Origin of the sequence: Pararhizobium polonicum, from assembly GCF_001687365.1 — a bacterium.
Taxonomy (GTDB): Bacteria; Pseudomonadota; Alphaproteobacteria; order Rhizobiales; family Rhizobiaceae; genus Pararhizobium; species Pararhizobium polonicum.
In genome coordinates, this window is sequence record NZ_LGLV01000012.1 from 127,433 (window position 1) to 152,808 (window position 25,376).

The 25,376-nt window shown below is 60.9% G+C and carries 25 protein-coding genes; 17 read left to right on the plus strand and 8 right to left on the minus strand.

The annotated features are described in order from the left end of the window. Positions 1-6 precede the first annotated feature (6 nt). Positions 7-1,461 carry a cobyric acid synthase gene (locus ADU59_RS19385; RefSeq protein WP_068955793.1) on the minus strand — a complete coding sequence of 485 codons (1,455 nt, stop codon included), beginning with the start codon at positions 1,459-1,461 and terminating at the stop codon, positions 7-9. Between the two features lie 247 nt (positions 1,462-1,708). Here ADU59_RS19385 and ADU59_RS30910 point away from each other — a divergent pair, with 247 nt between their 5' ends. The 7 genes from ADU59_RS30910 (at position 1,709) to ADU59_RS19415 (ending at position 8,820) form a co-directional block, all read left to right on the plus strand. Then, positions 1,709-1,852 carry a hypothetical protein gene (locus ADU59_RS30910; RefSeq protein ID WP_099050882.1) on the plus strand — a complete coding sequence of 48 codons (144 nt, stop codon included), beginning with the start codon at positions 1,709-1,711 and terminating at the stop codon, positions 1,850-1,852. Between the two features lie 763 nt (positions 1,853-2,615). After that, positions 2,616-3,614, plus strand: coding sequence for an ABC transporter substrate-binding protein (locus ADU59_RS19390; RefSeq protein WP_068955794.1), 999 nt, complete (start codon positions 2,616-2,618; stop codon positions 3,612-3,614). 181 nt (positions 3,615-3,795) lie between these two features. Then, positions 3,796-4,707 carry an ABC transporter permease gene (locus ADU59_RS19395; RefSeq protein ID WP_068955795.1) on the plus strand — a complete coding sequence of 304 codons (912 nt, stop codon included), beginning with the start codon at positions 3,796-3,798 and terminating at the stop codon, positions 4,705-4,707. Beyond that, positions 4,700-5,752 (plus strand): quaternary amine ABC transporter ATP-binding protein, encoded by a 1,053-nt coding sequence (locus ADU59_RS19400; RefSeq protein ID WP_068955796.1) that lies wholly within the window; start codon positions 4,700-4,702, stop codon positions 5,750-5,752. The genes ADU59_RS19395 and ADU59_RS19400 overlap by 8 nt, the downstream gene beginning before the upstream one ends. 244 nt (positions 5,753-5,996) lie before the next feature. Then, complete coding sequence (locus tag ADU59_RS19405) at positions 5,997-7,268, plus strand: O-antigen ligase family protein (protein ID WP_068955797.1); 1,272 nt, start codon at positions 5,997-5,999, stop codon at positions 7,266-7,268. A gap of 76 nt (positions 7,269-7,344) precedes the next feature. Beyond that, a complete protein-coding gene (bmt, locus tag ADU59_RS19410; protein ID WP_068955798.1) occupies positions 7,345-8,361 on the plus strand; it encodes a betaine--homocysteine S-methyltransferase in 1,017 nt (338 codons plus the stop codon). Positions 8,362-8,472: 111 nt separating this feature from the next. Next, positions 8,473-8,820: a hypothetical protein gene (locus ADU59_RS19415; RefSeq protein ID WP_068955799.1), complete on the plus strand. Its 348-nt coding sequence runs from the start codon at positions 8,473-8,475 to the stop codon at positions 8,818-8,820. 95 nt (positions 8,821-8,915) lie between these two features. Here ADU59_RS19415 and ADU59_RS19420 read toward each other — a convergent pair whose 3' ends face one another. The 5 genes from ADU59_RS19420 to ADU59_RS19440 form a co-directional block, all read right to left on the minus strand. After that, complete coding sequence (locus ADU59_RS19420; RefSeq protein WP_068955800.1) at positions 8,916-11,021, minus strand: vWA domain-containing protein; 2,106 nt, start codon at positions 11,019-11,021, stop codon at positions 8,916-8,918. Further along, complete coding sequence (locus ADU59_RS19425) at positions 11,021-11,542, minus strand: RNA polymerase sigma factor (RefSeq protein ID WP_068955801.1); 522 nt, start codon at positions 11,540-11,542, stop codon at positions 11,021-11,023. The genes ADU59_RS19420 and ADU59_RS19425 overlap by 1 nt, the downstream gene beginning before the upstream one ends. Positions 11,543-11,615: 73 nt before the next feature. After that, the gene (locus tag ADU59_RS19430) at positions 11,616-12,377 is read right to left on the minus strand and encodes a phosphodiester glycosidase family protein (protein WP_425332035.1); all 762 of its coding nucleotides are present in this window, start codon (positions 12,375-12,377) and stop codon (positions 11,616-11,618) included. A 58-nt stretch (positions 12,378-12,435) separates the two neighbouring features. Further along, on the minus strand, positions 12,436-13,140 hold the full coding sequence (locus tag ADU59_RS19435; RefSeq protein ID WP_068955803.1) for a 4Fe-4S dicluster domain-containing protein: 705 nt from the start codon (positions 13,138-13,140) through the stop codon (positions 12,436-12,438). A gap of 107 nt (positions 13,141-13,247) precedes the next feature. Further along, positions 13,248-14,819, minus strand: a complete 1,572-nt coding sequence (locus ADU59_RS19440) for a trimethylamine methyltransferase family protein (RefSeq protein WP_068955804.1) — start codon at positions 14,817-14,819, stop codon at positions 13,248-13,250. 773 nt (positions 14,820-15,592) lie between these two features. On the opposite strand from ADU59_RS19440, the gene ADU59_RS19450 reads away from it, so the two are divergent. After that, positions 15,593-16,291 (plus strand): corrinoid protein, encoded by a 699-nt coding sequence (locus ADU59_RS19450; protein WP_068955806.1) that lies wholly within the window; start codon positions 15,593-15,595, stop codon positions 16,289-16,291. Positions 16,292-16,368: 77 nt separating this feature from the next. Here ADU59_RS19450 and ADU59_RS19455 read toward each other — a convergent pair whose 3' ends face one another. Further along, the gene (locus ADU59_RS19455) at positions 16,369-16,527 is read right to left on the minus strand and encodes an entericidin domain-containing protein (protein WP_068955807.1); all 159 of its coding nucleotides are present in this window, start codon (positions 16,525-16,527) and stop codon (positions 16,369-16,371) included. 38 nt (positions 16,528-16,565) lie between these two features. On the opposite strand from ADU59_RS19455, the gene ADU59_RS19460 reads away from it, so the two are divergent. From ADU59_RS19460 to ADU59_RS19500, 9 genes are all read left to right on the plus strand, one after another. Continuing rightward, a complete protein-coding gene (locus ADU59_RS19460; protein ID WP_068955808.1) occupies positions 16,566-17,186 on the plus strand; it encodes a DUF1638 domain-containing protein in 621 nt (206 codons plus the stop codon). A 124-nt stretch (positions 17,187-17,310) separates the two neighbouring features. After that, positions 17,311-17,955 carry an exopolysaccharide biosynthesis protein gene (locus tag ADU59_RS19465; protein ID WP_068955809.1) on the plus strand — a complete coding sequence of 215 codons (645 nt, stop codon included), beginning with the start codon at positions 17,311-17,313 and terminating at the stop codon, positions 17,953-17,955. Positions 17,956-17,975: 20 nt separating this feature from the next. Further along, the gene (locus ADU59_RS19470) at positions 17,976-18,752 is read left to right on the plus strand and encodes a formyl transferase (protein WP_068955810.1); all 777 of its coding nucleotides are present in this window, start codon (positions 17,976-17,978) and stop codon (positions 18,750-18,752) included. 112 nt (positions 18,753-18,864) lie between these two features. Then, the gene (locus ADU59_RS19475) at positions 18,865-19,167 is read left to right on the plus strand and encodes a virulence factor (protein WP_068955811.1); all 303 of its coding nucleotides are present in this window, start codon (positions 18,865-18,867) and stop codon (positions 19,165-19,167) included. After that, positions 19,160-19,741 carry a methylenetetrahydrofolate reductase C-terminal domain-containing protein gene (locus ADU59_RS19480; RefSeq protein WP_068955812.1) on the plus strand — a complete coding sequence of 194 codons (582 nt, stop codon included), beginning with the start codon at positions 19,160-19,162 and terminating at the stop codon, positions 19,739-19,741. The genes ADU59_RS19475 and ADU59_RS19480 overlap by 8 nt, the downstream gene beginning before the upstream one ends. A gap of 3 nt (positions 19,742-19,744) precedes the next feature. Beyond that, the gene (locus tag ADU59_RS19485; protein WP_068955813.1) at positions 19,745-20,839 is read left to right on the plus strand and encodes a methylenetetrahydrofolate reductase; all 1,095 of its coding nucleotides are present in this window, start codon (positions 19,745-19,747) and stop codon (positions 20,837-20,839) included. Positions 20,840-20,941: 102 nt separating this feature from the next. Next, positions 20,942-21,898, plus strand: coding sequence for a methyltetrahydrofolate cobalamin methyltransferase (locus ADU59_RS19490; RefSeq protein ID WP_068955814.1), 957 nt, complete (start codon positions 20,942-20,944; stop codon positions 21,896-21,898). Between the two features lie 19 nt (positions 21,899-21,917). Beyond that, positions 21,918-22,259, plus strand: coding sequence for a hypothetical protein (locus ADU59_RS19495; RefSeq protein ID WP_068955815.1), 342 nt, complete (start codon positions 21,918-21,920; stop codon positions 22,257-22,259). A gap of 69 nt (positions 22,260-22,328) precedes the next feature. Then, on the plus strand, positions 22,329-24,329 hold the full coding sequence (locus ADU59_RS19500) for an ASKHA domain-containing protein (protein ID WP_068955921.1): 2,001 nt from the start codon (positions 22,329-22,331) through the stop codon (positions 24,327-24,329). 49 nt (positions 24,330-24,378) lie between these two features. Here the strand turns inward: ADU59_RS19500 and ADU59_RS19505 are convergent, their stop codons facing one another. Then, on the minus strand, positions 24,379-25,263 hold the full coding sequence (locus ADU59_RS19505) for a LysR family transcriptional regulator (RefSeq protein WP_068955816.1): 885 nt from the start codon (positions 25,261-25,263) through the stop codon (positions 24,379-24,381). Positions 25,264-25,376: the final 113 nt, after the last annotated feature.

Sequence of the window (25,376 nt, forward strand, 5' to 3'; positions counted from 1 at the left end):
CCGAAATCAGGCCATCAAACCGTCGAGCCACCGCGGATCGAGCACCGATTCCAGCTCGGCGGCAACATCATCCAGCGCACGATCAACGGATTGCCGGTAGTTTTCACCACCGCCTTCGATGCCGAAACTTTTCAGCAACGCCGCGCGATAGGCATCGCTGGTAAACAGGCCGTGCAGATAGGTTCCGCTCACCATGCCGTCGGCCGAGACCGCCCCATCGGCCCGGCCGTCGATGATCACCGCAGGGCGGGCGCAGTCCGGTCCTGTCGTGCGCCCAAGATGGATCTCGTACCCTTCCAGCGCGACATCGTAGACAGCAGATCGGGCATTGCTGTTGCGCACCGTCTTTTCCGGTGCCATCTCCGTCTCGACGGACAGGAGGCCCAGGCCTTCGATCTCCCGGACATGTCCCTCGATGCCATGCGGATCGGTGACCCGCTCCCCCAGCATCTGATAGCCGCCACAGATGCCGATGACACGGCCACCGCGCCGCACATGTGCCTGAAGATCGCGGTCCCATCCTTGAGCACGGACATCGGCGAGATCGGCAATCGTCGCCTTCGAGCCGGGAATGACGACGAGACCCGCATCGGCGGGAATGCGCTCACCGGCCCGCACGAAAACCAGATCGACCTCGGGTTCGGCGGCCAGCGGATCGAGATCGTCGAAATTGGCGATCCGCGACAGAACGGGAACGGCGACCTTCAGCGCCTTGCCGCTGCCCCGCGCCAGCTTTTCCAGAACGACGGAATCCTCCGCCGGCAAACGCCCTGCACTTTTCAGCCAGGGAACGACGCCGAAACAGGACCAGCCGGTAAACCTGCGGACGGCCGCTATGCCGTCGTCGAAAAGCGAGATGTCGCCCCGGAACTTGTTGATGATGTAGCCGCTGATCATGCGGCGGTCATCATCCGGCAGGATCGTATGGGTGCCGACAAGCGAGGCGATGACCCCGCCGCGATCGATGTCGCCGACGAGCACGACGGGAACATTGGCGCGGGTGGCAAATCCCATATTGGCGATGTCGCCGGCGCGAAGGTTGATTTCGGCGGGCGATCCCGCCCCTTCGACGACAACCAGATCGAGACCAGCACGGATGGTTTCGAAGCTCTCCATCACGGCGCCCATCAGCCTGGGCTTCAAGGCCTGGTAGTCACGCCCCTTCGCCTGCCCTGCCACCTTGCCCTGCACGATGATCTGGCTGCCGGTTTCCGACTGCGGTTTAAGAAGAACCGGGTTCATATGCACCGACGACGGGATGCGCGCTGCCATCGATTGCAGCCACTGGGCGCGGCCGATCTCGCCGCCGTCATCGGATACCGCCGCGTTGTTCGACATGTTCTGCGGCTTGAACGGGGCGACCTTCAGGCCACGATTGGAGGCGATCCGGCAGAGACCCGCCACGAGTACCGTTTTTCCGACATCGGAGCCGGTTCCCTGAAGCATGATCGTCTTTGTCATGACGCCTCGTTTAACATTGCGGCCGCAGCAAGAAAAGTCATGTTTTGCCGCAACTTTGCCGCCATTGTAACGGTCCGTCCGCGCGATGGTACAAACCGTTGCGAGGCCTGCTCGGCTCCGTCTCCACACCATTCCAAAAGCGACACGGAGCGGCAAAAACACTGATTGTTTTCCGCCGAAACGGGCGTATATCAGCGCCATCAAATCACGGAGCGAACCAACGCTCCACACCCAAGGTCATACCCCGATGTTGTTCATCTTCAGCAAGCCCAATTTCGTTCAGATCGCCTGGAACGCACAGGTTCCCGACAGCCAGTCGCGCATTCGCAACACTGTCCTGCCAGCTCCTTTCGGACCGCTCGGCTTCATCCGGACGCGCAGCGTCGGCTGACATCCCTTTCCAGGGCAATCGCCTGAACCGCGTCCCGCATTGTGGCGCGGTTTTTATATTTCGAAGACAATGGGCAGCTCCTGAAACGCGAAAACCGCACCCGCTCCTTGTCGGAGCTGTGCGGTCTGCCAAAATCACGCATGGCCGCTCCGGCATACACCCGGAGATCGCTCCGGCCGGGACGCAAAACCTGATCCGGCCGGTCGGCAGGTATCCCCCGCCGCAGGAAAACAATTAGCGCGACAGTGTTACCGGATGGTTAGTGAGAGCTTAATCAAAGATGAATTCGGCATTTTTTTCATTTTTTTTCGTGCGGGGAAAAAATCCGGCGTGCGGCGCATACGGAACACAATTTGTCTGCGACAAAACACGCATTGCCGCCGCTTTGTGATGCAGCGCTAAAATTGTGCCAGAGAGCCAGGCATTTGCACAAAAAACTTGCCCGCATCATTAAAATTCAACAGCTTGCACGAGCGCTTTCAGGCCCTTCGGATGAGGCCCTTGCTCTTTAAAACGATTCCAGAGGTTGATTTCTCCTGAGGAATACATACGCTGCCCCCAACGGTAAAAAGAGAGATGGCTGGCGACAGAGTTCCGCGGCCATACAATAAAAACTCTGCGCCGTCGCAGCGGGGACGAAAGACTGGCCTTGCCTCACCGCCCCCCCCGGCCTGCTTCAACCTGAACAATTGGGTTCCCGGGAGTGCAGCATCCCGGCCGCCCCCAAGATTGATGGCTGCAATAAGACTGGGAGGTCTTAAACATGAAGAAGCTCCTCGCTTCCACCATCCTCGCCGCCGGCCTTTACGCGCTTGCCGGCTCGGCTCAGGCCGCCGATTGCGGCGAAGTCAGCATTGCAGAAATGAACTGGGCATCGGCGGGCGTTGCCGCACATGTCGACAAGTTCATCCTTGAAAACGGCTATGGCTGCACGGCGACGCTCGTCGTCGGCGACACGATGCCGACCTTTACCTCCATGAACGAGAAGGGCCAGCCCGACGTGGCCCCGGAAATGTGGATGGATTCCCTGCGCATCCCGCTCGATGAGGCCGTCAAGGAAGGCCGCCTGATCCAGGCCGCCGAAATCCTCAGCGATGGCGGCGTCCAGGGCTGGTGGGTTCCCAAATATCTCGCCGACGCCCATCCCGACATCAAGACGGTCCAAGACGCGCTGAAGCATCCGGAATTGTTCCCCGCCCCTGAAGATTCGTCCAAGGGCGCTGTGTTCAACTGCCCGGCCGGCTGGAGCTGCCAGATTTCGACCACCAACCTCTACAAGGCCATCAATGGCGATGCCGCCGGCTTCACGCTGGTCGACACCGGCTCGGCCGCAGGTCTGGACGGCTCGATCGCAAACGCCTTCGAAAAGAAGGCCGGCTGGCTTGGCTACTACTGGGCCCCGACGGCTATTCTCGGCAAGTACGAGATGACCAAACTCGGCTTCGGCATGGAGACGGACAAGGCAGAATGGGATCGCTGCACCAGCGTGACCGATTGCCCGGATCCGAAAGTGAACGGCTACCCGACCTCCGAAGTCTACACGATCGTCACCAAGGGCTTCTCGGAGAAGGCCGGTGTCGCCATGGATTACATCCAGAAGCGCAAGTGGGAAAATGCCACGGTCAACAAGGTGCTGGCCTGGATGGACGAAAACCAGGGCACCAACGCCGACGCTGCCAAGCAGTTCCTGGAAAACTATCCGGAAGTCTGGACCACCTGGGTTCCGGCCGACGTTGCCGAAAAGATCAAGGCCGCTCTCTAAGCGCGGATATAATGCCGGCAGTAAAACGAAAGTTTTACTGCCGGCTCCTTCTCGACCGCCACGGCGCTTTGATTGGCATGTCGTGGGAAAATGGTGATCGGACATGCCTGCCCGGCGGCGCTTGCGTCACCGTATGGCACATAAGTGGCAGGACGATTTCCCAAAAACAAAGGGGAACTGAATGGCAACTGTTTGCAGCTATCTGCCGACCATTCTTTGCAAATTTCCATCGATCAGCGATGGGTCTATCCGGGTCGTGCGCAAATTCATCGATGACGGTTTCAAGAGCTTCGTCCGCGCCTGGGGCGACGTCATCGATACCGTGATGCAGCCGTTGCAGTGGTTTCTGAATACCCTGGAAGGTATTTTCACCGGCTCTCCCTGGCCGATCATCCTGATTGCCATGGTCGCCATCGTCTATTACGGCAGCCGCGATTTGAAGATCGTCATCGGTACCGTTCTCTCCATGGCCGCCATCGGCGCTGTGGGCCTGTGGAACGACACGATGATAACGCTTGCCATGGTGACGGTCTGTACGCTGATCTCCATCATCGTCGGCATTCCCATCGGCATTGCCATGGCGCGCTCCAACAGGACCCAGGCCGTCGTCAATCCGATCCTCGACGTGATGCAGACCATGCCGAGCTTCGTCTATCTCATTCCCGTCGTGATGATCTTCGGCATCGGCAAGGTGCCGGGGCTGATCGCCGTCGTCATCTATGCCGTGCCGCCGATGATCCGCCTGACGAATCTCGGCATCCGCCTCGTCGACAAGGAGGTTCTGGAAGCCGCCGACGCCTTCGGTTCGTCGCAACTGCAGCGGTTGAAGAACGTCCAGATACCGCTGGCGCTGCCGACCATCATGGCCGGTATCAACCAGACCATCATGATGTCCCTGGCCATGGTGGTGATCGCCTCGATGATCGGCGTCGGCGGTCTCGGCCGCAATGTGCTTCAGGCGATCAACAACCAGTTCTTCACCGTCGGTTTCCTCAACGGCTTCGCGCTCGTTGCGATCGCCATCATTTTTGACCGCACCAGCCAGGCCTACGGCAAGAGGCTGCAGAAGCACTCGGAGGTGATCCATGGCTAGTCATGCAATCGAGGTCAAGAATCTCTACAAGATCTTCGGACCACGCGGCCGCGATTTCGTCGATCCGGTCAAGGCCGGCCTCGGCAAGACCGAGCTCAACGAAAAACACGGCCATGTGCTCGGCCTTCAGGACATCAACATCTCCATGCCCGCCGGCGGCGTCATGGTGGTCATGGGCCTGTCGGGCTCCGGCAAGTCGACTCTGATCCGCCACATCAACCGCCTGATCGACCCGACAGCAGGCGAAGTGCTCTATGACGGCGTCGATGTCTGCAAGATGAACGAAAATGATCTTCGCGAATTTCGGCGCCACAAGACGGCCATGGTGTTCCAGAAGTTCGCGCTTCTGCCACACCGCACGATCATCGAGAACACCGTCTACGGCCTGGAGATCCAGGGCGTGCCGATGGAGGAAAGCCGCAAGCGGGCACAGGGCTGGATCGAGCGGGTCGGCCTCAAGGGCTTCGAGAACCACTATCCGAACCAGCTTTCGGGCGGCATGCAGCAGCGTGTCGGCCTGGCACGGGCGCTGACTAACGATGCCGACATCCTGCTGATGGACGAAGCCTATTCGGCGCTCGACCCACTCATCCGCGTCGATATGCAGACGGTTCTTCTGGATCTGCAGAAGGAACTGAAGAAGACCGTGGTGTTCATCACCCACGATCTCGATGAGGCGCTGCGCCTCGGCGACAAGATCGCCATCCTGCGCGACGGCAAGGTGATCCAGCAGGGCACGGGCCAGGACATCGTCCTGAAACCGGCCGACGAATATATCACCGCCTTCGTCAAGGAAGTGAACCGCGGCCGCGTGATCAATGTCGAAACGATCATGAGGCCGCTGACCGGCAATCCGGAAGGCGTGCCGGTTGTGGTCGGCACCGTGCTTGAAAGTGCAGCCCGGATGATGACACTGGTCAACCAGAACATCGCCCATGTCGTCGATGCCAACGGCAAACCGGTCGGCTCTATCGATCTCGGCACGATCATCTCGGCAATGGTCACTCCGATCAGCCATGAAAAGGTGCCGCAGGCGGCGGAGTGATCAAAGGCTTGACTGCAACACTGCAAAGCGCCTGGAAACGGGCGCTTTTTTTTCGTGAAATCCGCCCCGTTCACGCCGGATTAACCATGACCCGTCATGGTAGCGGCAAGCGCCTCTTCGATCGAGGCGATCGCGCCGTGGCGCCTTCCTCAATCCGGCCGGTCAGATGCAGGACCATGCTTTAACAGCTTCGCGAGATCGTCACCGCATCGCCGTCCCTCCGCTGAGCGGGGACAGCTTTCTGGTGGCCCGGATCATGCCGGTGCTGGCGGCCTTCCTTTCGGGCGCCGGGCTGTTTCTGATCGTCTTCACGCTCATTCCCTTTCAGGGCGACTATGAGGTCGATCCGAACGCCTCCAACGATGGCAACATCATCAACCAGCTCGGCTATCTCGGCCTCGGCGCCATCTATCTCTTCGCCATGCTTTTGGTCGTCGACATGCGTGTGCTGAAGCGGGTGGTATCGCCGACCTGGATCGTCGTCTTTACCATCGCCTTTCTCTCCTGCCTGCAATCCTACGATCCGACCGCATCCGCCCGTGGCCTGATGCTCAGCCTGGTGGCGATGATCCTCGTCGCAGGCGTGCTCGTTTTGCCGCGCAGCGAAACCGACTTCGTCAATGCCGGCGCCAACGCCATCCTGCTTCTGGTCCTCATCGACTACGCGGCGCTGATCATCGCACCCAATATCGCCATCCACACCGCCACAGGGTCGGAGCCATGGCATGCCGGCTTCTGGAAAGGCCACCTGATCCACAAGAACGTCACGGCACCGGTCTTCTCGATCGTGTGCATGTTCGGCATCTACTGCCTGCGGGCAGGCGCCACCATCCGGGGCCTCCTCATCGCCGTGCTTGCTGCCAATTTCGTGCTTCACACCGGATCGAAAACGACGATCGGCTTCCTGCCGTTGGCGATCATGCTGGTGCTCGGCGGCCGTGCCGTCGGCAAACCGGGGCTGATGGTGCTGGCCCATTTCCTCTTTGCCGCCCTGATCTTCTGCCTGACGCTTGGCACCATCTACTCCGACACCTTCCTGTCGATCACGACCGCTCTGCTGGAGGACCCGACCTTCACCGGACGCGATGACATCTGGAAATTCGCCAGCGCCAGCATTCCCGATCATCTCTGGCTTGGCCATGGTTACGCAAGCTTCTGGCTCTCTCCGGTCATCCTCGGCATGGAAGCGAATTTCGAGGCGAGCTGGGACGTGCGCGGCATCGTCTCGGGCCACAACAGCTATCTGGATGCGGTCCTCACCTTCGGCCTGCCGGGCGGCGTGCTGATGATCCTGCTGCTCTTCGTCAAACCGTTCTATGACTACATGCGCGCGACGCGCCAGCCGGCAAGCCGCCATTTTGCCGACTTCTGCATCATGGTCATCATCTTCATGACCTATAACAGCATGATGGAAAGCTTCCTGCTCAACCGCGCCGATCCGATGTGGTTGTTGATGGCACTGGCCGTCCTCGGTCTCGGGCTGGCGGCGCGAATGGGCGTCCGCATGCCGCACTGATCAAAGCCGGGGCTATTGCAATGATATAAGGATATCTTTATATCATTATGAAACTCGACAAGATCAGGAAACCGCCATGACCGTGCACGCCAATCCGCTTTCCGACCTGCTCGACGCCAAGGGTGTGCTTCTCGCCGATGGCGCGACCGGCACTTCGCTGTTCGCCATGGGTCTGGAAGCCGGTGAAGCGCCGGAACTCTGGAACGAAGCCAAGCCTGAAAACATCACCAAGCTGCACCAGGACTTCGTCGATGCCGGCGCCGACATCATCCTGACCAACTCGTTCGGCGGCACGCGCCATCGTCTCAAGCTGCATCACGCGCAGGACCGCGTGCATGAACTCAACAAGCGTGCCGCAGAGATCGCCCGCGCCGTCGCCGACAAGGCGCCGCGCAAGGTGATCACGGCCGGTTCTGTCGGCCCGACCGGCGAGCTGCTGATCCCGCTCGGTGCCATGAGCTACGAGGATGCGGTCTCCGCCTTCGTCGAGCAGATCGAAGGCCTGAAGGCCGGCGGCGCCGAAGTCGCCTGGATCGAGACTATGTCCTCGGCCGACGAGATCCGCGCTGCGGCGGAAGCGGCGGTCAAGGTCGGCCTTCCCTATGTCTATACCGGCTCGTTCGACACCGCCGGCAAGACGATGATGGGTCTGCACCCCAAGGATATGCATGCCGTGGCGCAGGACATCGGCGATGGCCCGGTCGCCACCGGTGCCAATTGCGGCGTCGGCGCCTCCGATATCCTCTCCTCGCTGCTGGACATGACGGACGCCAATCCCACTGCGGCGATCATCGTCAAGGGCAATTGCGGCATTCCCGAATTCCGCGGTTCGGAGATCCACTATTCCGGCACGCCGCCACTGATGGCCGACTATGCCCGGCTTGCCCGCGATGCCGGTGCCAAAATCATTGGCGGCTGCTGCGGCACGTCCTGCGAACATCTGGCTGCGATGCGCGTCGCACTCGACACCTACGTACCGGGCGAACGCCCGACGGTCGAAACCATCGTCGAGCGCATCGGCCCGATGCGAAACAAGACCGCCAATGAAGGACCATCGGCACCGGCACGCGAACGCGGCCGCCGCCGCGGCTGACCGGGACATCCGTCCCCTTGCCGGACGCGTCGCCAGTCCAGTTTTGCCCCAGTCTGATCCGCTAACTATTGCGAATGGATAGACCAACGCAGAAGTAAAGAAAGACCAGGCATGAACGGCACGTCCGCCCCCTTCCCCGACCGTGATTCGGTTGCCGGAAAACTCGCTGCGCTCGGTGAAAGCGAGCAATCCACCCTGCTGCTGCTGATGGAAAATGCGGCGCAGGACGGAAATCTGATCGAGGGCCTCTACCGTCATCTCGATCTCGCCTCCGAGGCCAGGCTGCTGAATTCCCTCAAGCTCGAAAAACTTGGCGAATGGCTGGGCTTCAACGCCCCTGCCCGGCTGCAGATCCGCCTGATGGAAGCGGCAAAATCCAGCCAGCATGCGGCCTATCAGGCTTTCCGCACCGGGCTTGTCCGGTCGGGCGGGCTGGAAAAGGCCTATCCGAAGGCCTGATAGCGAAACGAACCGCATACCAGCGACAAAAGCTGCATGGCAAACGCCCTCCGTTTGACGGGAGGGCGTTCTAATCTGCTTTGTGGACCGTGCCGCTATTCTCCGCCGAGGCTTTTCGCGAGCCGGACCAGGTTGAGGAATTCCGCCCGGTAGCCATAGGCATCCTCGCCCTTGGCCTGGGAGGCGAGGTCAAGGATCGATCCGTATGGATAGGCCGACACCGCATCCGTTCCGCGCAGTTTCTGGCCGAAGGCGGCAACGGCAACCGAAAAGCGGACATCCTGCCCGGCCTGTTCGAGCGACGGCACCGCATTGGCCTGCGTCACCGGCATGGTGATCAGGCTGCTGGTATCGCCATCGGGCTGCTTGTAGCGGATTTTCAGGAATGCCAGTTCCCCGGACGGTTTGGCCGCCGCCGCATCGGCCGGTGCCGCACCATAGCGCAGATCGTCGTTGAGAACGGCAGGGCTCCCCTTCGGTGTGATCTCGTAGATTGCGGTGACCCGGTGGCCCGAGCCGATATCACCGGCATCGACCTTGTCATTGTTGAAATCCTCGCGTTTGAGAGCGCGGGTCTCATAGCCGATCAACCGGTATTCGGCGACCTGCTGCGGATTGAACTCGACCTGGAATTTGACGTCCTTGGCGATCGGAAACAGCGACGACCCCGCCTCTTCGACCAGAGACTTCTGCGCCTCGGCCAGCGTGTCGATATAGGTCGCGGTGCCGTTGCCGTTCTGGGCCAGGGTCTGCATCAGCGCATCGTTGTAATTGCCGCGGCCAAAGCCAAGCACGGATAGGAAGATGCCGCTCTTGCGCTTGGCCTCGATGGTCGCCTTCAAGGCTTCATCGCTGGATGGCCCGACATTGAAATCGCCATCGGTCGCCAGCATAATACGGTTGACGCCGCCCTTGACGAAGGCCTGCTCGGCCAGACTGTAGGCAGCCTCCAGCCCTTGCGCGCCCGCCGTCGAGCCACCCGGTTGCAGATTGTCGATCGCCGCCAGGATTTTTGTCTTTTCCCGGATCGCGGTCGGCTCCAGCACCGTGCCCGCATTGCCGGCATAGGTGACGATCGAAACGGTGTCTTCCGGCTTCAGTTTCTCGACCAGAAGACGGAAGGCGCTTTTCAAGAGCGGCAGCTTGTCCGGCTCGTCCATGGAGCCGGAAACATCGATCAGGAACACCAGATTGGCGCGTGGCGCGGCCGCAGGCGCCACGTCATATCCCTTGATCCCCACATGCATCAGCCGCGTGTTGGCATTCCACGGCGTCGGCAGAACGGTGACGGTCGCCTTGAACGGCTCGTCCTTGCTGTCCGGACCCGGCCAGTCGTAGGGAAAATAGTTGATCATCTCCTCGACCCGCACGCTGTCGCGATCCGGCATCTGCCCGGCCATCAGCGACTTGCGAACAAAGGAATAGGATGCCGTATCGACATCGGCCGAGAAGGTCGAAACCGGATCGGTGGCGACGGACTTGACCGGGTTCGTGTCAGCAGCGGCGAAGCGGTCGCGGCTTTCGTCCTGCTGTTGAAACACATCCCCGGACGCAGGCTGCCCCCCGATCATGGCGTCCTGTACGGCAGCCGGCGCAGGCAGGATCATACCTTGCGTGTGCCGGCTCAGGGATTGCGGCTGCGCAGAGGTATCGGCCGGCATGCTTTCTGCCAGGGGCTCCGCGACGATGTCCGACGGAGCTTGCGCTGTCATACGGGTAGCGTCACCACCCTCTTGCTTTTTCAAGGCTCCAGCAACCTCGCCTTGCGGAGAAGGGCGCCCGGCTATCTCTTCTGCAGATGAGCGCTTCGGGGCGGCGTTGCCGCCAGATTCCGCTCGAAGCTTCTGGCTATCATCTGTGCCCGCATCCTTTGTCTCCTGCTCTGCCGAGACCACGGCCGGTTTGGCCGTATCCACCGGCAGACCGCCCCGCGACAGTTCCAGCGTGAGAAAGGCGGCGGCGGGAACGACCAAGAGCGTGGCGAGTGCCGATCCTGCGAGAAATTTCCTGTTCATGACGGGGCTCCATAACCTGTTGAGGATGGAGCTTTGACGCCGGTCATCGGCGGTTCCTTGGGGTGCCTCGGAATTATTTTCAGCGCCATCGAACGCCTGCATGGCAAGCGACAGCGCACGGGCACGCGCCTCCGGTGAGGCAGCGGGCGGGGTCATCTGGCCCAGTCTGTTCAGATCGTCGTTCATCACATCGTCTCCCTGCCAAGCAGGATCTTCAAACGTTTGCGGGCTTCATGCACATGCCAGGACACTGTCGCCTCCGAACACCCCATGACATCGGCTGCTGCGGAATGGGAAAGCCCCTCGCCATAAACGAGAAGCACGGCATCGCCCTGTTTGTCGGGCAATTGCCGCACGGCCTCCCACAGTGCCTCGGCCTGACCGTGGTTGTCGTTGGCGGCAGCCGTGGTCGGGTCGGCCAGAAAATTCGCGGCGTTGCGCCGTTCCCGCGACTGGCTTCGCTGGTGATCACGCGCGGCATTCAGCGTCAGCGTATAGAGCCAGGTGCGAAAACGGCTGGCGCCGCGAAAAGCCCGGATCGCATTGGCCAGCTTGAGGCAGACCGTCTGGGCGATATCCTCGGCATCGCTGACATTGCCGGACCAGCGCCAGGCAACGGCATGCACGAAATCATAGTGCCGTTCCACGAGCAGGCCAAAGGCATTTCGATCGCCTCCTTGCGCCCTTTCGATCAACTCTTCGTCCAAGATACCCGCCCGGATTTGTTGCACCTGTCATTCAGACGTTCCACGACGCCGGATCCTTGGGCCAAGATTGAAATTAATCCGGCGATCCCGGAATTTTTCGCGTCACTGCGATAATCGGCCCCATCGGATGCACGTTGTCGTAGCGGTCCATGGCCGGTGAAAACAGACTGGAGATCGATCCGTCGAGAAAAAGCGCGTTGGGGCAATCAAGCTCATCGCGAAACAGGGTTGCGAAATCATGGAAGCGGACCCGCTCCAGTGAAATGGCAAAGATCGCTTTTCCATCCCTGGCGACACCGACGCCGTTACGGATCTGCAGGCTATCGCTCTGCGGCAGGAAGGCTGGATGCAACGCACCGTCGATCACCAGCATCGGGCCGGATTGCGTGGCGAAATCCGGGTTGATCGCCGCATCGACATAGGCTTCGGTTTCCAGCACGCCGGCCTTACCGTCTTTCAGGAAGAAGACGCCATTCGGCTTCAGATAGAAATTGCCCCAGCTATAACCACGGTCGATCGCCTTGCGCTCCACGCCGTCCATCACCAGCAGGCCGACCGAGGTCAGGTCGGATTCGTACATGCCGCCATTCATCGCAAATTCGAGAGTATCGCCCTCCTGCCGCAGGTCGCGCAAAAGGCTTTCGAAGCCGCCATAGGGCAGGCCGTCGCGGCCGCGATGAAAGATGCGGATATCGCTTATGGCAGGATCGAAGCTGCAGACGGCATACGCCTGCGCCAGATGCATCACCTTGCGGCAGGCAGCTGCGGCGTCTTCAGTGACAAGAACGGATGCGATCATGGCCAACCCGATGCTCAAAATGCGGAACATTTCCAACCCTTTTATGCGCCACCTGATCCTGTCGTGCGACAAAAGCAAAATGGAGGCGGATGGTCTATAAACCGAGGGCAGCCATATGAAAACGCAGCTGCCTGGTGGAATAGCGATGTTCCACACCGACGGGACAGGCATTTCGCGCACGGCATCCGCCGGCCATGCAGCCAGCCTGCCCCTCCCTGGTCTTCAGGTGGGCGCGGCACGGCGAAACCTGAAACCCGGAGGACAGCACGGCATCCGCCGGACAGCTTGAAAGACAGGGCTTGGCGGAACACTCATCGCAGGGATGCGCGCGACTGTCCGGCATCGTTGGAGCGAGCGCGTGGTCAAACCCGAGCGCACCGCGATATCCATGCCAGAGGCCATATTCGGGATGGATGAGAATGCCGAGCGGCGAGGCTTTCAGACCTTCGGCGCGCATCGCCCATTGCTGAAACGGCTGCCAGGGCGGATCGGACGGAAAATAGGCGGTCGCGCCAAGGCGCTGCGCCACGGGCCCGATCACCGTCTTCGACCAGGTATCGAGCGGATTTTCGCCACCGCCTTCCAACGTGTCTTTTCGCCACCGTTCAAAGGCCAGCCAGATCGAGCCGCCGGCATTGCCGAGCAGAACAACGCTTCTGGCCACCTGCCCGTCCTTCAAAACCGGTGCCCCTTCGCCCGCCGTAAAGGTCACGACACCGCGCAAAAAAACTCCGTGCGGCGCAAGCGCTGCACGGAGTTTGCTCAAGACATCGTCATGGGATGCCACGGGACCGGTCATTTCGGTTTCGGTCCCTGCCTGTCGTAATGTGGGCGCCAGACTTCCTTTTGAATGAAATCCGCCACTTGCGCCGCTCCGCCTTGCTCCCTGGCTTGTTCGGGCTCTCTTCAAGTGAAGGCGTCGGGCATCGAATCCTTCTTCTTGGCGATGTAATCGAGAAGAGCCGCATCGATGGCCGGGTCCAGCGGCGGCCGCTCATAATGTTCCAGCCAGCTGCGGGCAAGCGCATTGGCGCGCTGCTCGACACGTTTCTCACCCTCGATTTCCCACTGCTCGAAGGAATTGTTGTCGGCCAGCGCCGAACGGTAGAACGCCGTCTGGAAATTGGCCTGCGTATGGGCGCAGCCGAGATAGTGGCTGCCGGGGCCGACTTCGCGGATGGCATCCAGCGCCTGGGCGTTTTCGGAAAGATCAACGCCCTCGGCCATCTTCTGCATCATGCCGAGCTGGTCCTGATCGATCATGAACTTCTCGTAGGAAGAGACCAGACCGCCTTCGAGCCAGCCAGCCGCATGCAGCACGAAGTTGGTGCCGGCGAGCAGCGTCATGTTCAGCGTGTTGGCCGATTCGTGCGCCGCCTGCGCATCCGGAACCTTGGAGCCGCAGAGCGAGCCACCGGTACGGAACGGCAGGCCGAGACGGCGGGCGAGCTGGGCTGCGCCATAGGAGACCAGCGACGGCTCCGGCGTGCCGAAGGTCGGGGCGCCCGATTGCATCGAGATCGAGGCGGCGAAGGTGCCGAACAGCACCGGTGCGCCGGGCCGGATCAGCTGCGTGAATGCGGCACCGGCCAGCACTTCGGCCAGAATCTGGGTCAGGGTCCCTGCCACCGTCACCGGGCTCATGGCACCGGAGAGAATGAACGGCGAGACGACGCAGGCCTGATTGTGCCGGGCATAGACTTTCAGCGCGCCCACCATGGTTTCGTCGAAGACCATCGGCGAGTTGGCATTGATGAGGTTGAGCGTCACGCAATTGTTTTCGACGAAATCGTCGCCGAAGACGAGCTTGGCCATGGCGATCGTGTCTTCGGCGCGTTCCGGCGCCGTGACGGACCCCATGAACGGTTTGTCGGAATATTTGATATGGCTGTAGACCATGTCGAGATGGCGCTTGTTGACCGGAATATCGACCGGCTCGCAGACGGTGCCGCCGGACGAGTGCATCGACGGCGCCATATAGGCGAGCTTCACGAAATTGCGGAAATCCTCGATCGTCGCGTAACGGCGCACGCCTTCGAGGTCGCGCACGAAGGGAGGGCCGTAGACCGGCGCAAAGACGGTCGCCTTGCCGCCGATATGCACGTTGCGCTCGGGATTGCGGGCATGCCAGGTGAAATTCGACGGCGCGGTCTTCAGGATTTCGCGGCACAGTCCCTTGGGAAAATGCACCCGCTCGCCCCGGACATCGGCGCCGGCTTGCCTCCACAATGCCAGTGCTTCGGCATCCTCGCGGAATTCGATGCCGATCTCTTCCAGGATAAGGTCGGCATTGGCCTCGATCAGGCTCAAACCTTCCTCGTCAAGGACCTCGTATTCGCGGATCTTGCGGGTGATATAGGGAAGCGAGGGGGCGGCACCACCGCCGGTGCGCGAGGCCCGTCTTGCGGCAGCTCCACGGCCCTCGCCGCGCGAACGGCGTCCACCAGTCTCTTCCGTCTGTTCCGTCAGCTCAGTCATTTCTGTATCCTCTCCCGCGCCTCGTCTGCGCACCTGTCGCGCCTATGCTACCAAGCCTCAGCATCCGAACGGTTCTCAATGCGCCAACGGGTGGCGCAACTCGAACACGGTCAGCCCTTCTGTAGCCGCCAAGCCATATTGCAGGCGTTCGGCATTACGTTATCTTCGTTTGCCGTATAGCGGAGAAAGCGAGGCGTATACAGAGTCGTCTTCCACGCTAAATGTACCCAACGAGCCAAGAGTGAGAAACCGTGTTAAATGCAACTTTTACGATTGACCGAGTTGAGTGGCACACGTCAACAATAGGCAACTCAGAGTCTCGTGAGAAAATCACGCTGCGATTCTTTGTTTTCGCGGATTTCCTGCAACGAAACGGTTTGGTTGCGCGCGAAATCGCCTCGTCGTTGGACTCTATCAACGATGATTTCGAAATAAATTCAGACGACCTCACCGATGAAGGAATGACATTGGTGAGACTTGCCTATGATAAATGGCTAGGAAGAATCGACAGAGGAATGGACGTGAGGAATGTGAAGCTTTTTGAGAAAGCACTGACGCAGATTAGACCCGTATAAATTGACGAACGCCGAAACGAAATGTCAGCGAATGAATGAATATGGAGGCTGATATGAATTTCACAATTTGCGCTTCGTCGCTTTCTGCCGCATGCCGCGTCGCTTTCGAAAGCAGTTTTGACGAATAATCCAACTAAGTATAGTGCGTTGCGTCGGGGAGGTTGAGCCTGACAGCGCCAGGAACCGAGGAAACCTATCATGGCAGACGACGAAATCATTCTCGAGGATCTTTCCGACGACGAACTCGTGCAGCAGATGCATGACGACCTCTATGACGGCCTGAAGGAAGAAATCGAGGACGCGACCAACATCCTCCTCAAACGCGGCTGGGCGCCCTACGACATCCTGACCCAGGCACTTGTCGAAGGCATGCGCATCGTCGGCGTCGATTTCCGCGACGGTATCCTGTTCGTGCCCGAAGTGCTTTTGTCGGCCAATGCCATGAAGGCCGGCATGTTCATCCTGCGGCCCCTGCTCGCCGCCACCGGCGCCCCCAAGCAGGGCAAGATGGTCATCGGCACCGTCAAGGGCGATATCCATGACATCGGCAAGAACCTCGTCGGCATGATGATGGAAGGTGCCGGCTTCGACGTCATCGATCTCGGCATCAACAATCCGGTCGAAAACTATCTGGACGCCATCGAGCGCGAAAAGCCCGATATCCTCGGCATGTCCGCGCTTCTGACCACAACCATGCCCTATATGAAGGTCGTGATCGACACGATGAAGGAAAAGGGCATGCGCGACGACTATGTCATCCTGGTCGGCGGCGCGCCGCTGAACGAGGAATTCGGCAAGGCCGTGGGCGCGGATGCCTATTGCCGCGATGCCGCCGTTGCCGTGGAAACCGCCAAGGAATTCATGAAGCGCAAGCACAATCAACTGGCCGGCGCCTGATCAATCTCTTTTGACCATGAAAAACCGGCCACGCTGATGAAAAGCGCGGCCGGTTTTCTTATATCCGGGTTCAGCCGTTATCTGGCAGCGCGGTCAACCTTGCGGCCGGCATCCTTGGTCGCATCCACCGTGTTGGCGGCGTCCTGACCTATCCCGCGAATGGTGTTGCCGCATGACGCGAGCGTGGTGATCGAGAACAGGACGAGGCCAATGGTGGCGATTGTCTTTGCTGTCATGGTGGGGTTTCCTTACACTGGTGACGGGTAACATTGACGTGGAAGAAAGATCTTCGGCTATGGAACGCACGAACGCGGAAAAAGTTCACGTCATCGGTTGCGGTGCGATCGCCCGTGAAATCCTCGCCGTCTGCGCGGCCAACAGGCTCAGTCATATCGACCTCGCCTGCTTGCCCGCGATCTGGCACAACACCCCCGACAAGATCACGCCCGGCATCAAAAACGCCATCGACAAGGCACGCGCCGAAGGTTTCGGCCGCATCTTCGTCGCCTATGCCGATTGCGGCACCGGCGGCCTGCTCGACAGGCTCTGCGAAGAAGAAAAGGTCGAGCGGATTGCCGGACCGCACTGTTTTTCCTTCTTTGCCGGCAATGCCGCCTTCGACGCCGGCTGGGACGAGGACTTCACGTCGTTTTTTCTCACCGATTTCCTCGCCCGCCAGTTCGAGGCCTTCGTCGTCGAACCGCTCGGCCTCGACCGCCATCCGGAACTGCGCGACATGTATTTCGGGCATTACAGGAAGCTCGTCTACCTCTCGCAGGTCGAGGACGAGACGCTGCAGCAAAAGGCGAAAGCTGCGGCTGAGACGCTAGGCCTTGCCTACGAATACCGCTTCACCGGTTATGGCGATCTGACGCCGGCCTTGCTGCACGCCTGATCGCTGCGGAAACCATCTGTTAGCCTTGCGCCCATTTTTGCAGCGACGGTCGCATTTGATTTAAGTGCATCGTAACGGCTGCCCGCCAAAATCGCCCGAACAACCACAACAAAAGGTGACGGGGATGACGGACACTTTCGCGACAGGCGTATCACCGAGGACTGCAACGCGCAGCCACCATCCCCAGCAGCTTTCACAGCTTCTGCGCAATCTCTCGCTCAATGCCGGACCGAAAATCACATTGCGCGACCTCGCCGCCGCCATGGAAGACCGCTCGTTCGGCGCCTTCCTCGTCGTCTTTGCCCTTCCCAATCTCATTCCGCTGCCGCCGGGCGCCACCTTCATCCTGGGCCTGCCGCTGATCTTCATTGCCTGGCAGATGTTTGCGTCGCGCCGCACCGGCATCTGGCTGCCGAAACGCATGGGCGACTACGCCTTTGACAACACCACCTTCTTCGTCTTCGTCAACCGCATCTCGCCCTGGCTTCAGCGGGCCGAAACGCTGATCAAGCCGCGCGCCTGGTTTCTCGGCAGCCGTTTTGCCGAACGGCTGGTCGGCCTTCTGGCCCTCATCCTGGCGGTCGTCATCTTCCTGCCCATTCCCTTCGGCAACTGGCTTCCGGCCTTCGCGCTTGCCGTCATCGGCTTTGCCCACACCGAACGGGATGGTCTCGGTCTTGCAGCGGGTGCCCTGATCGGCATTCTCTCGCTCGCCGTCGCAGGCACCGTCATTTTCGCGGCAGGCGCAGTCCTCGCCTTCCTCTTTTAAGCTGGACCGTGATCGCCCGCATGACCTCCGCAGCCGACAAACCGATCGTGATCGTCACCGCCGGCGGACGCAATCCGCAGATCCTGATCAATGCGATCCATGCCCGCTCAAGCAATGTCACGGTCCTGCTGGAACAACCGGAATCCAAGAAACATTTCCTCAAGCGCCGTATCCGCAAACTGGGCCTCGTCACCGCGCTCGGCCAACTGGCCACCATGATCGCCTCGAAATTCGGCAAACGCTTCACCGAGAAACGGGCAGCAGAAATCCTGCGCCTCTATGACGCCGACGATCGCGAGAACCCCACGGTCCCGGTCATCGCCTTAGACTCGGTCAACACGCCATCGGCGATCGAGCATATCCGAGCGATCAATCCCGCCGTCGTCTTTCTGGTCAGCTGTCGCATGCTCTCCGCTTCGACGCTTCAGGCCATGCCCTGCCCGGTCATCAATTTCCATGCCGGCATCAATCCGCAATATCGTGGCCTGATGGGCGGATACTGGGCGCGGGTTGAAAACGACGAGGGCAATTTCGGCGCGACCGTGCATCTGGTCGATACCGGTGTCGATACCGGCGATATTCTCTATCAATCGCGCATGACACCGTCGAAAAGCGACACGATGCACACCTATCCGCTGCTCCAGACGGCAGCCTCCACGGATATCGCCATCCGCGCCATCGACGACGCGCTGTCAGGCAGCCTCAAGCCCGTGCCCGCAAACGGCACGTCACGCCAGTGGTATCATCCGCCGATCTGGATGTGGCTCTGGAATGGCTTCTCTCGCGGCATCTGGTAGTTATGTCGTCAACACGGAAGACAAGTCGCTTTTGAGCATGACGCGCGTCGTGGCAAGGTGAGCCATGACGCAGCAAGATGCGCATTGTCGGACAAGAGGAGATTTTGGGCATATGGCAGATCGCATTATCGTTTACTGGCGCGATATTCCTGCGCAGGTCATCATCAAGCAGGGCCGCAAAACCGCCAAGCGCGAGCTGACCCTGCGCTTTACCGAAGCGATCGACATGTGCGCCATGCGCACCGGGGCCGCCGATAGCGGCGATTATCTGGCCGAATGGCGCAAGGCCGATCCGACACCGGTTTCCGACGATCTGGAGCTTGAGGCCGACAAGGCCGCGGCCGAACTCGAAGCGGCCTATGACAAGGAGCGCCTGGTCGCCCTCGTCAAATCCGGCGGCAAAGACAATGGCTGACGCGAAACCCGGCAATGCCGCCCCTGCGAAGAAGGCTGCGACCGGAGCCTATACACCGTCAGGCGTCTCGCCCAACCGCCGCGCCCGCCGCAGCTACACCATTCGCCTCTGGGCCGTGCGCCACTCGCGCTTTCTCGAATGGTTCTATCACCGCTTCGCCGATGTCTTCCTGCTTCTCCATCCGCTGTGGAAGGCGATCGGCTACAGCCGCGTGGAAACGCCAATCACCTTCATCGAGCGCAACGTCAAGGGCCTTCTGTTCGACTGTCGCATGTGCGGCCAGTGCGCGCTGTCGTCGACGGGCATGTCCTGCCCGATGAACTGCCCCAAGCAGTTGCGCAACGGCCCCTGCGGCGGCGTGCGCGCCAACGGCAATTGTGAAGTCGAGCCGGATATGCCCTGCGTCTGGGTCAAGGCCTGGGAAGGCTCGCGCAATATGGTGAACGGGGATGCGATCATGAATGTGCAGAAACCCGTCAACCAGTCGCTGCGGGAAACCTCTTCCTGGCTGCGCGTCACCGCGCAGGCCGCCGAAGCCCGCGAAACAGCGGCTGCCGCCGCAAAGGACGCCTGACGCATGGCCCATATCGATGAAAACCCGCTCGGCCGTCACCTTCCGCTTGATCCCCTGCCCGGCCATTCCTCGCGCGGCCGTCTGGAGCGCGTGCTGCGGCGCGGCGAATTCGCCGTGACCGCCGAACTCAACCCGCCCGACAGCGCCAATCCGGAAGACGTCTATGAGCGCGCCGCGATCTTCGAGGGCTGGGTGGATGGCATCAACGCTGTCGATGCGTCCGGCGCCAACTGCCACATGTCGTCGGTCGGCATCTGCGCGCTTCTGACCCGCATGGGCTACGCGCCGATCATGCAGATCGCCTGCCGCGACAAGAACCGCATCGCCATCCAGGGCGATGTGCTGGGGGCCGCCGCCATGGGCGTCACCAACATCATGTGCCTGACCGGCGACGGCGTGCAGGCCGGCGACCAGCCGGGCGCCAAGCCGGTCTTCGATCTCGACTGCATGTCGCTGCTCGAAACCGTGCGGATCATGCGCGACAACGGCAAGTTCCTCTCCGGCCGCAAGCTGACGACGCCGCCGCAGGTCTTTCTCGGTGCGGCGATCAATCCGTTTGCGCCGCCCTACGATTTCCGTCCCTACCGTCTCGGCAAGAAGATCGAGGCCGGCGCGCAGTTCGTCCAGAGCCAGTATTGCTTCGACGTGCCGATGTTCCGCGACTACATGAACAAGGTGCGCGACCTCGGCTTCGACGAGAAATGCTTCATTCTCGTCGGCGTCGGACCGCTCGCCTCGGCAAAGACCGCCAACTGGATCCGCAACAATGTGCCCGGCATCCATATCCCGGATGCGATCATCAAGCGGCTGGAAGGTGCGCAGGATCAGAAGAAGGAAGGCAAGCAGCTCTGCATCGATATCATCAACGAGGTGAAGGAGATCAAGGGCGTTTCCGGCGTGCATGTGATGGCCTACCGGCAGGAGGAATATGTCGCCGAGATCGTCCATGAATCCGGCGTTTTGAAGGGCCGCACGCCGTGGACGCGCGAATCCAATCCGGGCGACAGCCGCGTCGCCGAAAGGCTCGATGCGATCCGCGATGGAAAACAGGAAAATCAGGAAGAAATGGCCGATGTCGCGGCCCATCGTCCGCATTGAAACATAGAGAATATGTGAGGCATGGCTGGGAGGCCGCGCCTTTGACAATCCCTTCCGGCGCTTGACAGAGATCAGACGCCCCACCGCCACAGAGGATCAGACATGACGCGCACCATCGTTGCCTCCGCCACCCGCGAAATCATCATCGGCTTCGACCAGCCCTTCTGTGTCATCGGTGAGCGCATCAACCCGACCGGCCGCAAGAAACTGGCCGCCGAGATGATCGAAGGCAATTTCGACACCGTCATCAAGGACGCGCTGGAACAGGTGGCAGCGGGCGCCACCATGCTCGACGTCAACGCCGGCGTGACCTCCGTCAACCCGAACGAGACGGAACCGGGCCTGCTCGTCCGCACGCTCGAAATCGTCCAGGGGCTCGTTGACGTACCGCTATCCATCGACAGTTCGGTCACCGCCGCCATCGAAGCGGCGCTGAAGGTCGCCAAGGGCCGGCCGCTGGTCAATTCCGTCACCGGCGAGGAGGAAAAGCTCGAAGCCATCCTGCCGCTCTGCAAGAAATACGACGTTCCGGTCGTCGCCATCTCCAATGACGAGACCGGTATTTCGATGGATCCGGACGTTCGTTTCGCAGTTGCGAAGAAAATTGTCGAACGGGCCATGGATTATGGTATCAAGCCGCACGATATCGTTGTCGATCCGCTCGTCATGCCGATCGGCGCTCTGGGCGATGCCGGCCGTCAGGTTTTCGCGCTTCTGCACCGCCTGCGCAACGAACTGAAGGTCAACACCACCTGCGGCCTGTCGAACATCTCGTTCGGCCTGCCGCATCGCCACGGCATCAATGCCGGCTTCATCCCCATGGTTATCGGTGCGGGCATGACGTCGGCGATCATGAATCCCTGCCGTCCGCAGGAAATGGAGGCCGTTCGCGCGGCCAATGTCTTGAACGGGACCGACCAGAATTGCGGCACCTGGATCATGACCTATCGCGATCACAATCCGGCAGGTGGCCATGTGGCCCCTTCCGCAGCAGCACCCGGCGCCTCAAGTGGCCGCCGCGGTGGCCGTGCTGGGCGCGCAGGCGCAAGGGCGGAATGACCGCCAGAAAAGAGACGTGATGTTTTTCAGTGCCGATCTGCTTGCCGAATTCACCAGCCTCTGGTTTCAGGCTCCGATGGTCATGTCCTCCCGCATGCAGGGTCTTGCCGCATCGGGCATGAACGGATCGACCGGCGGCCCGGCGGAAATCGGCCAGATGATCACCGAAAAACTGTCGGCGACAGTCGAAAGCGTCATGGCCGTCAATATGGCAATGGTGAAGGAAGGCACGATTGCCGCGACGGCAATGGCCACCGGCACCTTCGCCGGCTTGGCCGGCGCATCCGACCGGGTGGCAGTGGCAGCATTGAAACCCTACGGCAAGCGGGTTCGCGCCAACGCGCGGCGGCTAAGTGAATAAGCCTGAGCAAATAGGAATGAACTGACCGTGTCGGCTGAGCAGAACAAAAGCGATCCCCTCGTCCTCTTCATGCCATCCGGCAAGCGCGGCCGTTTTCCCGTCGGCACGCCCGTGCTCGACGCGGCGCGATCGCTCGGCGTCTACGTCGAAAGCGTCTGCGGTGGCCGTGCGACCTGCGGCCGCTGCCAGGTGTCGGTGCAGGAAGGCAGTTTCGCCAAGCACAAGATCGTCTCGTCGCTCGACAATATTTCCGTCAAGGGACCGAAGGAAGAGCGCTACGAAAGCATCCGCGGCCTGCCGGACGGGCGCCGCCTCTCCTGTTCGTCGCAGATTCTCGGCGATCTCGTCATCGACGTGCCGCAGGACACCGTCATCAATGCGCAGGTCGTGCGCAAGGCCGCCACCGACCGGGTGATCGAGCGCAATGCCGCCGTCCAGCTCTGCTATGTCGAGGTCGACGAGCCCGACATGCACAAGCCGCTTGGCGATCTCGACCGCCTCAAGGTCATGCTGGAAAAGGACTGGGGCTGGAAGGATGTCCTGATTGCACCGCATCTGATCCCGCAGATTCAAGGGATTCTCCGCAAGGGCAACTGGGGCGTCACCGCCGCCATCCACCGCGATATGGATAGTTCGCGCCCCTTCATCGTCGGCCTCTGGCCGGGCCTGAAGAACGAGGCCTACGGCATTGCCTGCGACATCGGCTCGACGACCATCGCCATGCATCTGGTCTCGCTGCTCTCCGGCCGCATCGTCGCCTCCTCCGGCACGTCCAACCCGCAGATCCGCTTCGGCGAAGACCTGATGAGCCGCGTCTCCTACGTGATGATGAACCCGGATGGCCGCGAAGCCATGACCAAGGCCGTGCGCGAAGCCGTCAACATGCTGATCGGCAAAGTTTGCGCGGAGGGCGAAGTCGACCGCCACGACATTCTCGACATGGTCTTCGTCGGCAATCCGATCATGCACCACCTCTTTCTCGGCATCGACCCGACCGAACTCGGCCAGGCGCCCTTTGCGCTCGCCGTTTCCGGCGCGCTGCAATACTGGGCTCACGAGATCGACATCGACGTCAATCGCGGCGCGCGCCTCTATATGCTGCCCTGCATCGCCGGCCATGTCGGCGCCGATGCGGCGGGGGCGACATTGGCCGAAGGGCCGTACCGCCAGGACCGGATGATGCTGCTGGTCGATGTCGGCACCAATGCCGAAATCGTGCTCGGCAACAGGGACCGCGTCGTCGCCGCCTCCTCGCCCACCGGTCCCGCTTTCGAAGGCGCCGAGATTTCCTCCGGCCAGCGGGCCGCACCCGGCGCAATCGAGCGCGTGCGAATCGATCCGGAAACGCTGGAGCCGAAATTCCGCGTCATCGGCGTTGAAAAATGGTCGGATGAAGAGGGATTTGCAGAGGCCGCCACCGCTGTCGGCGTCACCGGCATTTGCGGTTCGGCGATCATCGAAGTGGTGGCGGAGATGTACCTCTGCGGCATCATTTCGGAAGATGGCGTGGTCGATGGCGGCATGGCGGCCAGGAGCCCGCGCATCCTGCAAAACGGCCGCACCTTCTCCTACCTTCTGCACGATGGCGACCAGCGAATTACGGTGACGCAGAACGACGTGCGCGCCATCCAGCTTGCCAAGGCAGCGCTTTACGCCGGCATCAAGCTTTTGATGGAAAAGCTCGACATTACGCATGTCGACACGATCCGCTTTGCCGGCGCCTTCGGATCCTTCATCGATCCGAAATATGCGATGGTCCTCGGCCTCATTCCCGATTGCGATCTCTCCGAGGTCAAGGCCGTCGGCAACGCGGCCGGAACCGGCGCCCTGATGGCACTGCTCAACCGCGGCCATCGCCGCGAGATCGAGCAAACCGTCAGCAAAATCGAGAAGATAGAGACGGCACTTGAATCGAAATTTCAGGAGCATTTCGTCTACGCGATGGCGCTACCGAACAAGGTCGACACCTTTCCGAAGCTGTCCGAAGTGGTGACCCTGCCCGAGCGCAAGGCACCGGCCGATGACGGCGGAGATGGCGGCGGCAGGCGCCGGCGGCGCAGCCGCGAATAGAGCGCTTCATCTTCAAGCGCTCTACGCGCCACCGGGCCGGTCTTCGACCTTATTGAAATCCGACGAAGGCCGTCCGGACGTGTTCGGCAACGGCCAGAACCGGGGCCGAGGCGTTGTCGACCACCTGCAGGCCGATATTGTAGTGGCCGAGTTCCGGCAGGCCCTCCGCCTCGCCGAGCGCCACCAGATCGCCCTGAACCAGATAGCGCGGCAGCGGCGCAATCGCGAGATCCGCCTGGATGGCGGCGCGCTGTCCCGTCGTGTGGGCGCTGAGGAAGGCGACGCGGAAGTCGCGGCCGGATTGCGTCAGCTGTTCCACCGCGTTCGCCCGCCAGACGCAGCCGTCCTCCCACATGGAGATCGGCAGCGGTGCGCGCGTGTGGGCCGTTCCGCATTTCGTGCCCGCCCAAACGAGTTTTTCGGACACGAGGATTTCTCCGCCACCGGTGTTTTCACCGGCCATGCTGTTGAACAGGGCAATGTCCATGCGATGTTCGTCCACGCGCTTGCGCATGACGATGCTGTTGCCGATCGTCACGTCCACCGTCACGTTCGGATAGGATTCGGAAAACCGCTTCAGCACCTCGGGAAGGATGCGCTCGCCGATATCCTCCGGCGCACCGACACGCACGACACCGTTCATATCCGGCAGCAGGAAGCGCGAGACCGCCTCGTTGTTGAGCGCCAGCATGCGCCGCGCGAAACCAAGCAGCACCTCGCCCTTCGGCGTCAGCGACACCGAGCGCGCATCGCGCAGGAACAGGACGCAACCAAGCGTTTCCTCAAGCTTCTTGATCTGCATGGAGACCGCCGACGGCGTCCGGTAAACGGTCTCGGCCGCCGTGGTGAAGTTTCCAGTTTCAGCGATGGCGACGAACGTCTTCAGGATGTCCAGTTCGAGAAGGGGAAGGACATGCCGCAGCATCATATTCATGGGAGCCTCACGGATCAGATTTTCTGATTTATACCATTACTTCATTTCGTTTGATTGAACATCAAAGCGGCGCGATAGTCAAGTTACCAACATCGGAGACGTGACGAAAGGAG